This is a genomic window from Kribbella sp. (assembly GCF_035687465.1).
In the GTDB taxonomy this organism is placed as follows: Bacteria; Actinomycetota; Actinomycetes; order Propionibacteriales; family Kribbellaceae; genus Kribbella.
In genome coordinates, this window is the sequence record NZ_DASRXP010000762.1 from 1 (window position 1) to 8,465 (window position 8,465).

Consider the following 8,465-nt stretch of genomic DNA (forward strand, 5'->3'; position numbering starts at 1 on the left):
TCTTCGCTTCGTTAAGCATCGTCGTGCTGTTCCCGGCGCCCATCATCTTGGCGATCATCCTTAACGAGTGCCGATTCAAGTGGTTCGTCCGCCTCGTGCAGACCATCTCCTATCTCCCGCACTTCATCTCCTGGGTTGTCCTGTCCGGGATTCTCTTCCAGTTCCTCGGCCAACTCGGCGGCGTCAACGCGCTCTTGAGTCTCTTCGGGCTGCCCGCCCAATCCTGGATATACCAGCCCGACAAGTTCTATCTGATCTACACCCTCTCGGCGATCTGGGCCGGCATCGGCTGGGGCGCCATCATCTATATCGCCGCCCTGGCCGGCGTCGACACGCAGCTCTATGACGCTGCCCGCGTCGACGGTGCATCACGCTTGCAGCGCATCCGGCATGTGAGTCTGCCCGGCATCGCCCCGACCATCTCCATTATGTTTCTCCTGCAGATCGCCCACTTCCTCACCGTCGGGTTCGATCAGATCTACAACCTCATGACCCCCATCACTCAGGACACGGCCGACATCCTGGATACCTACGTCCTACGTCACGTCTTGTCGTTCGACTATTCCCGGGGCATGGCCGCCGCGGTCTTCCAATCCGTCATCGGGTTGATCCTGGTCACCATCGGCAACCGCGTCGTGCGCCGCCTCGACTCCGATCAAGGCCTCTGGTAAGGAATCCCACCCATGCTCGCACCTACGGTGGCTCCCGGCGCCACCCAGACCAGCCCCGCCGGCACCGGTGACAGGCCCCGCCGCCGCACCGTCCGCACACCCGGGCAATGGGCGGTGGACGTAGGCATAGTTGTGGTCCTGACCGCCTTGGCCCTCGCCACCTTGTACCCGTTCCTGTACGAACTCACCATCTCCCTGTCCAGTACCGCCGAGACCCAGCAGGCCGGCCTGCACATCCTGCCCCGGCACCCCACGTTCGCCGCCTGGCAGGCCGTTCTGCACTCCTCCGGCATCGTGCGCGCCTACGGCAACACCATCCTGCGTACCGTCGCTGGCACCGCCATCTCCCTCGTGCTGACCGCGATGATGGCCTACCCGCTCGCGCAGAGGACATTCCCGCACCGCCGCAGCATCAACTTCCTGCTCCTCCTGTCGCTGCTGTTCTCCGGTGGCTTCATCCCGCTTTTCCTGCTGGTCAAGAACATCGGTCTCCTTGACTCGCGCTGGTCACTCATCCTGCCCGGCGCCGTCGGCGCCATGAATGTCATCCTGATGCGCAACTTCTTCCAGGCCATCCCCGCCGAACTCACCGAGGCCGCACGCGTTGACGGTGCCTCAGAAATGCGCATCCTGTTCCGCATCGTCCTGCCCTTGTCAAAACCGGTTCTCGCCGTCATCGGCCTCTGGACCGCATTGGCCAACTGGAACGCGTGGTTCGACGCGCTCCTGTATATCAACGACCCGAACAAACAGGTGCTGCAGATGTTCATCCGCAACACCGTCGTCACCCAGCAGGACCCCCTCCTCACCGGAATCGACACGACGCTCCAGCAACCGCCCTCCGGCCAATCGCTGGGCGCTGCCGCGGTCATGATCGCGACGTTGCCGATCATCGCCCTCTACCCATTCCTGCAGAAATACTTCGCCCAAGGCATCCTGCTTGGCTCCGTGAAGGGCTAGAAAACCACACCCCGTCCAAAACCATCCCGTCCAGAACCATTCCCGTGAAAGAAGCCGACCAATGAACGACCCCGTTTCCACCGCAATGAGTCGACGCGGATTCCTGCGCGTCGGAGCCGCTGGAGTTGCCGGCGCCGCACTCCTTGGCACCGCGGCCTGCAGCAGCAAGAGCAAGGCCACCGGTACCAACAGCGCAGCGATCGACTACTACTATTCGCCCTGCATGATGGGCAAGGATCCGTACTCGCTCAAGCTGATGCAGAGCACCTTCGGCGTGACCTTCAAGACGATGTACGCGGTCACTCAAGCTGACTACGCGACGAAGTTCACGTCGTTCCTTTCTCAGGGTCACATCCCGGACGTGATGGCGATCAACGGTCCGGACATGTTGCAGAAGTTCGCACCCCAGGGCGCGTTCGGCGAGATCTCCAACGACCTCGTCCGAGAGTACGCACCCAAGTACGCGGCCGGGATCGACAAGAATGTGCCGATCGCGTGGGCCACCACGCTGTTCAACGGTAAGAACTACGGCTTCCCGGGGATCGGCGGTGTCGGCGCGGGGTTGAGCTCGTTCACGGAGTGGCGCACCGATCTGCTGGAGAAGGCCGGGGTGAGCGGGATCCCGGAAACCCTCGACGAGTACGAGAGCGCGTTCGCGGCGTTGAAGAAGATCGGCGTTTACGGCATGACCAGCGGCGCCCAGTCCTTCTACGCCGCGTTCCTGACCATCTTCGGCGCCCACGGCGTAATGCCGATGCAATGGCAGCTCGCCGGTGGGAAGGTGGTGAACGCCTCGACCCTCCCGGAGACCAAACAGGCCCTGGAGCTGCTCGCATCGTGGTACCAGAAGGGTTACATCGACCCCGAATGCATGGGCGTCAACCCGGTCCAGAAGTTCCTCGCCGGAAAGGTCGGCATGTGGGACTACGGCGGCGCCATCGACATCGACCCGAAGGACCCGTCCAGCCGCCTGTACGCCGTGCGGCAGAGCAACCCGGAGGGAAAGATCGCCTTCGCCAAACCGCCGGAGGGTCCTGGCGGGCGCGCTTCGTGGTCGTTCGGCACCGCCGGCTGGCCGGTCGCGTTCTCCCCGGACGCGGTGAAGGATCTTGGAAAGGTTAAAGACGTCCTGCACATGTGGGACTCCATCTGGAGCGACAACGCCCTGGCCACCAAGCTCTCCGTCGGCGAGGAGGGCACCATGTACAAGGTGGCAGACCCGGCCAAGGGCATCAACGGAGACTGGGAGTGGATTGGTAAGTACACCGATCCGGCCGCCCGCCAGGCCGAGGGCTTCAACCCTTACGGGGCACCATTCTTCGGCGCGCCCAACTGGGACATCTCGATGGAGCTCAATCTGCCGAAGGCCGCGACGCGGAAGCTCCTGGAGACGTACGGCAAGTACGGGCGCGCGGACCTCTTCCAGAACGCGATGACTGTGCCGGGATCAGGCCAGTACATGGCCGACCTGCAACAGCTGAAGATCAAGACGTTCGCCCAGATCATCACCGGAGCTGCGCCCGTCTCCTCGTTCGACGGCTTCGTGAGTCAATGGAATTCCAGGGGTGGCGCGAATTTGGAGAAGGCGGCCAACGAGCTCTACGCGCAGATCCCACGCTGAGGTGACACGAATGGCATCGACAGCCGAACAACGCTCCCGATCACCGCAGCGGGTCCTGGTGACCGGCGCCGCGGGGAAGCTTGGTTCCGTGGTCACTGCCCGGCTGGCCGAGTCCGGCGTCGACGTGGTCGCAGTTGACCGTGTCGCGCCGGGTGACGGCGGTCGTCCGGGCGTGTCCTACATCGTCGCCGACCTCACCGATCCCGCAGCGGTCCGGCAGGCGGTTGCCGGCTGCGACGGGGTCGTGCACCTGGCCAAGTACAGCGGCTACTCAGACGAAGCGCAGTTCTCGGTCAACACCTCAGCGGCGTACAACGTCCTGGCCGCCGCCGCCGACGCCGGTATCGAGCACGCTGTCATCGCATCGAGCGTCTGCGCGTACGGCATGACCTTCACCCGGCGCCCCTTCTCGCCTCACTACGCGCCCGTCGACGAGGATCACCCCTTGCTGCCGCAAGGGTCCTACAGCCTGTCCAAGGTCGTGGACGAGATAACCGGCAGATCCTTTGCCGACGCCTTCGACATGAGCGTTGTCGCGCTGCGCTTTCATTGGCTTGCCGAACTTGACGAGGTTCGCACCGCCGCGGCCCGCCTCGCCGCCCACCCCGAACCACCTCATTCCAAGGACCTCTGGTCATACACCGAGGTGACCGACGCTGCCCGGGCCTGCGAACTCGCCCTCGAGGTGCCCACGGGCTTCCACGCACTCAACATCTGCGCAGCCGACACTCTCTCCACCGTCCCAACGATGGAGCTCCTGGCCCGGCATCACCCAGACACCGAGATCCGCGGTCGCATCGAAGGCACCGACAGTCCCTGGGCCATGAACCGGGCCCGCGAGATCTTGGGGTTCGTTCCGCAGCGCACGTGGCGGACCGCCGCCGCGGGAGCCGGCGGCACCGATGCTCCCACCCCCGCCATCGAGAGGTAGACGGTTGAAGATCACTGATGTCAAGACTGCGTTACTCGGCGACAACCTGGTGGTTCGTCTGGCCACCGACGAGGGACTCAGCGGATACGGCGCGGTCGAGGCAACCCGGCAATTCGTCCGGCCCGTGTTCGACGTGCTGGCGCCATACCTCGTGGGCGAGGACCCGACCCAGGTCGAACGGACGATGCTCAAGATTCGCCGACTCGGTGCGTTCAAGCCTTGGGGAAAGGCAGTGAGCAGCGTCGAAGTAGCGCTGTGGGACCTGGCCGGGAAGGCCGCCGGCCTGCCGATCCACCGACTGCTCGGCGGCAAGGTGCGCGATCGCGTCCGGGTCTACAACGGCGGCCAGCGCTACGGAGACACCGAAGCCGAGCATGTCGCCGGACTGAAAGCGGGGCCCGAGGGATTCACCATGATGAAGTCGGGTGCGGCTTTCCACGGCGGCATGAGCAAGGTCCCCGGCTTCACCTACTCCCAACCGCGCGACGGATTCGCCTACACCACCCGCGGCCCCCTCAGTGACTGGGCACTGAAGGACACAGTTAGCCGGATCGAGCGGACCAAGGAGCTGCTCGGCGACGACATCGGCCTGGCCGTGGACTGCGGCCCGGGCTGGACCCTGCCCGATGCCATCAAGTTCGCCCGAGCCGTCGAGCCGCTAAATCTCCTCTGGCTCGAAGACCTTCTCACCGGCGACTACACCCCCTATGTCAACCCGCAGCACTACCGCGAGCTGACCGCGTCCACCACGACACCAACCCACACCGGCGAGCAGATCTACCTCCGCCAGAACTTCGTTGAGCTGCTCTCCACGAACGCTGTACGGGTCATCGGCCCGGACCCTCTCGACGTCGGTGGCCTGGCCGAGTTGAAGTGGGTCGCGGAGCTCGCGGACCTGCACGGCGTCCTGATGGCCCCCCACGGCACACTCGACGGCCTCATCGGCCTCGCCGCGCTCGTTCAGGTCTGCGCCACGCTCCCTGACAACTACATTGCCTTTGAGTACCCGGTCGGACGCCCGAGCTGGTGGTACGACATCATCACCGGACTTCCCGACCCCATCGTCAAAGACGGCTTCATAGACGTCTGGGATACCCCTGGGCTCGGCATCGACTTCAACGTCGAAGAAGCCACGAAATATCTTCCCGAGCAGGATAAAGACTTCTTCAACTAACCGTTATACGCGAAGCGTCAGCGAACCACGCAGCGATCCACCGATCCCACAAACATGACTGGCGCCGCCGCACCAGGTTCCGCTAGTACCCGACAGCGACCCGAGCGTTACGCACATCCTGCGGGCTCGCGGTCCGATCGTTAGTCGCACCGACACCTGGTCGCCGGCGCGCCGCCGAGCGCTGCCCGCCGGCGATCATCACCGCATTGTTCGAAAAGGACAGTCCGCCCTGGTCCGGCGCATAGGAGGGAAGGGGCTTTCCGCCTGTTTCGGCGGCGGGCGTCAAGAACCGACTACCTCGGCACGGAATCGGCGACCGCTACTACGACCCCACCACCTACCCATAGTCGCAAACGCACACCACCCGGAAGGAAAATAGAATGGCGGAGTTATCACGCCGATCGTTGTTAGCCGGCGCCGCGGCCGGCTTGGCTGTCGCGGGGACCGGGTCGTCGCTGCTGGGCAGCAGTGCGCAGGCCGCGCCAGCGAGCTCGTTGAATCCGGTGCACGTCCCGCCGAAGGCGCTGCGCGGGTTCGGATCGTTGCAAGCCGACTTCACACCGCTGGGCAATCACAGTTCCCTGCTACAGATCCAGTGCCAGACGACCGATCTGGCGCGACTGGCGCACGCCAAGTACCTCTCCGACCTGATACTCCTGCCGGGCGTGACCTCAACAACGCTGACCGTAGGCGGCCTGCGAATCCCGGCCTATAAGACCTCGGCCGGTGTCGTCGCGGCCCTGACCGCCAGGGACTCGGTGGTGATTCTCGCCGCGGACGACCAGCAGTCGTTCAACGCGCTGGCCAAGCGCGCGATCCCGCGTCAGGCCACGGCGGCGGATTTCGTAGCGCAGGCGGCGGTCCCGCTGTATCTGGACCGGTTCGACAAGTACGGACTGCTGCTGTACTTCGTGCCGTTTCAGCTGCCGCCGGGGTGGGATCGGAGCCAGGTCTATGACTACAGCCAGGATTTCGACTTCGCCCAGGACAACGGGTTGGGCATCACCGTGTGGGACAACGAGCAGCAGTACGGTACGAGCGAGGGCCTGGCTCGGATGCCGGACTGGGCCTGGGTGGTTGACGAGTGCGCCGCCCGCGGCATTCCCGTGCATCTGAATACCCAGGCATTCGGTGGCCTGTGGCTGAGCAACCGCTATCGGGATCAGACGATGCAGAAGATGCCGCAGTACTCCGGGTTCGTGGGGGGCGCCGCGTCGTACAACAACGCGGTCGGCTTGACGTCTCTCAGTGCTACCACCGGCTTGGACGCCGAGCTGGGCGTGTTGCAGGAGACGGTTCGGGCGTTCGCGCCGTCCCCGAATGTCGTGGGCTGGCTCGAGCCGCACTCGGAGATCAGCGGCGGACCGGCCTCGGTTCTGCTGGCCGAGTTCGGCGACGTGTGTGACAAGACGTACCGCACCTTTCTGAAGGACCGGTATGTGTCGTTGGGTGCGCTGGGGCGGGCCTGGTACGGCGATCCCGCTGGCGTCAGGTCCTGGGACGATGTCCATGTTCCAGAGGTTGCCTCGTTCCTGGGCTGGGGGCCCGATGCCATCGATGTCGCTGGCAGTTGGCGGGTCCTGGCGCCGGGAACGGTGGGGAGCCCGGCGGGGTGGGACCAGCCGGGCTTCGATGACAGTGGCTGGGGCACTTTGATCATGCCGGGTAGCGACCGGGTCGAGTTCCTGCCCAAGCAGGCCCTCGACGCCCGGCGCGTCATCGACGTGTCCGCCGGTTGGCTGGCCGCGCACCCACGAGCATGGCTCTATGTCTTTGATCTGAACAGCGTCAACAAGGTACCTCTGCCGGTCACCATCAACGGGCACCAGACCGGGGGCGTGCCACCGACGCTTGCCCAGCATTGTGGTGCTGTCGAGGTTTCGGGTCTGTTGCAGGCGGGGTCGAACCTGATCGCGCTGACCCTGCCGAACGGTTACATGGGTTATCGCTGTTACCTGTCCGGCGATGCGCCGGTGCAGTATCCGAGCCTTGGCGCCCAGCGTAATGCCCAGTGGATCGATTTTCAGGACTGGAGCCGTTGGACCCGATCGGACGCGGTTCGTCGTGGCGTCGAGATGATCCGCCAGGAAGATCCCAACCGACCGATCAACTTGATGTCTCCGGACACGTACGCCGACCTGATCAAGCCGATCAGTGCGCAGTACGGCGGAACTTTCCACAACACCGGCTACGCCGCCGGCTTCTGGGCCGAGTACCACCCGCTACTGTCGCGTAGTGCTGGCCGCCCCGCTACTGCGGAACCTGGTAACGGGCCAGCCACTGGCGCGGCTTTCAAACAGAGCCTGGGTCGGTGGATCTCCGAGGGTCTCAACGGGATCCACTACTTCGCGAACCAGACAGATCTGATGTACAGGCCCGATGTCCTGCAGCTCTTCCAGGGCAACCGGGCCATGTACGAGAGCATCGGCAAGTACCACGTGCCCACCGCTGAGGTCGCGGTCCTCTACGGCCTGCGAATCAACGGCCACGGCTCGTGGCCGTGGGTCGCGGACCCCAACACCTGGCTCCCGGGTGGCTACTACGGGCGAAACATTGCATCACCGATGCTGTCGGTGTGTCCCCGTGACGGGGTCACCGAGGTGGACTTTGCCGACGGCACAGTCGATCAGTACAAGGTGATTGTCGACTCGAACACCTCGATCATGGACGAGGCTCTGGTCAGTCACATCGAGACCTGGATCCGCAATGGCGGCACCTTCATCAGTTTCGTACAGACCGGTCGCCACACCACCACGCAGGTCAACTCCTGGCCCATCGGCCGCCTCACCGGCTACGACGTCCTGAGCATCGACTCCTATACCTCCTCCCTCGCCCAACCCGGGCAGGAGTCCTACATACCGGAGCTGACCCATGGTTTGAAGGCTGCCCCGGGTCAGCGGGTGTTCACCGATCACGGGTGGCTGTCCACAGTGCAGGGCAGCGGGTTGTCTCTCAAGCGGGCCGCCGCCGACGCGCGCGACCTGCTGCTGTGGGAGGACGGCGCTGTTGCCGCCGGGATGCGACCGCTCGGACGGGGCCGGATCATCCAACTGGGTTGCCACTTCGAGGAAATCCTGGACCGCAACCCGGCTCCCAACACCACGACGA

At 64.5% G+C, this 8,465-nt stretch carries 6 protein-coding genes; all 6 read left to right on the top strand.

The annotated features are described in order from the left end of the window. Positions 1-671 (top strand): ABC transporter permease subunit (locus tag VFG33_RS41090; RefSeq protein ID WP_325058467.1); only part of this gene is annotated, 671 nt, incomplete at its 5' end. Positions 672-698: 27 nt separating this feature from the next. Next, a complete protein-coding gene (locus tag VFG33_RS41095) occupies positions 699-1,631 on the top strand; it encodes a carbohydrate ABC transporter permease (protein ID WP_325058468.1) in 933 nt (310 codons plus the stop codon). Between the two features lie 61 nt (positions 1,632-1,692). Beyond that, on the top strand, positions 1,693-3,252 hold the full coding sequence (locus VFG33_RS41100; protein WP_325058469.1) for an extracellular solute-binding protein: 1,560 nt from the start codon (positions 1,693-1,695) through the stop codon (positions 3,250-3,252). Positions 3,253-3,262: 10 nt separating this feature from the next. Then, entirely contained in the window at positions 3,263-4,183 is a 921-nt protein-coding gene (locus VFG33_RS41105; protein WP_325058470.1) for an NAD-dependent epimerase/dehydratase family protein, read from the top strand. Between the two features lie 4 nt (positions 4,184-4,187). Continuing rightward, entirely contained in the window at positions 4,188-5,357 is a 1,170-nt protein-coding gene (locus VFG33_RS41110; RefSeq protein WP_325058471.1) for a mandelate racemase/muconate lactonizing enzyme family protein, read from the top strand. Positions 5,358-5,737: 380 nt separating this feature from the next. Continuing rightward, on the top strand, positions 5,738-8,465 hold a 2,728-nt coding region (locus VFG33_RS41115; protein WP_325058472.1), incomplete at its 3' end, for a hypothetical protein.